Source organism: Burkholderia sp. HI2714, from assembly GCF_002223085.1.
GTDB classification, from domain to species: domain Bacteria; phylum Pseudomonadota; class Gammaproteobacteria; order Burkholderiales; family Burkholderiaceae; genus Burkholderia; species Burkholderia lata_D.
This window is the reverse complement of record NZ_NKFM01000176.1, coordinates 1-629: the sequence shown is the minus strand read 5'-3', so window position 1 is coordinate 629 and position 629 is coordinate 1. Positions and strand designations below refer to the sequence as shown.

At 57.7% G+C, this 629-nt stretch carries 4 tRNA genes; all 4 read left to right on the top strand.

The features are described 5' to 3' along the window. The first annotated feature begins 69 nt into the window (after positions 1 to 69). The 4 genes from CFB82_RS41780 (at position 70) to CFB82_RS41765 (ending at position 568) form a co-directional block, all read left to right on the top strand. A tRNA-Gly gene (locus CFB82_RS41780) sits at positions 70 to 143 on the top strand. Positions 144 to 145: 2 nt separating this feature from the next. Beyond that, positions 146 to 233 (top strand) — tRNA-Ser (locus CFB82_RS41775). An 83-nt stretch (positions 234 to 316) separates the two neighbouring features. Continuing rightward, positions 317 to 393: transfer RNA gene (locus tag CFB82_RS41770), tRNA-Ile, on the top strand. A gap of 84 nt (positions 394 to 477) precedes the next feature. Next, positions 478 to 568, top strand: a tRNA-Leu gene (locus CFB82_RS41765). Positions 569 to 629: the final 61 nt, after the last annotated feature.

The following is a 629-nucleotide window of genomic DNA, read 5'->3' as shown; positions in this document are numbered from 1 at the left end:
CCAGAAACACTTAACAATCGTCAAATTTCAGATGTGATCTGATCGATACCGCTACAATGCTGGCCAGCTGCGGGTGTAGCTCAATGGTAGAGCAACAGCCTTCCAAGCTGATGACGAGGGTTCGACTCCCTTCACCCGCTCCACCGGAAACGTGGCCGAGCGGTTGAAGGCACCGGTCTTGAAAACCGGCGACGGGCGACTGTCCGCGAGTTCGAATCTCGTCGTTTCCGCCAATGGGCCTCCGATCCTCCAGGTCGACTGCGATACCCCCGTCTTCGCAGTGCGTGGTATGCCACGGGAGGCCCACCCCACTCGCGGGCCTGTAGCTCAGTGGGTTAGAGCCGTCGACTCATAATCGACTGGTCGCCGGTTCAAGTCCGGCCGGGCCCACCAACAACCGGCTTAGCTCATCGGGTAGAGCAGGTGATTTGTAATCGTCAGGTGTCGTCAATTCCTGCAGCCTGCGTCATTCAACCCGCCCGGATGGTGAAAATGGTAGACACCGCGGACTTAAAATTCGCTGCGCTCTAATCGGCGCGTGCCGGTTCGACTCCGGCTCCGGGCACCATTACCGATGAAGTCCGAACAAGTGAATTGGATTCGCCGCGATGGAAAAGCACAATAGGATG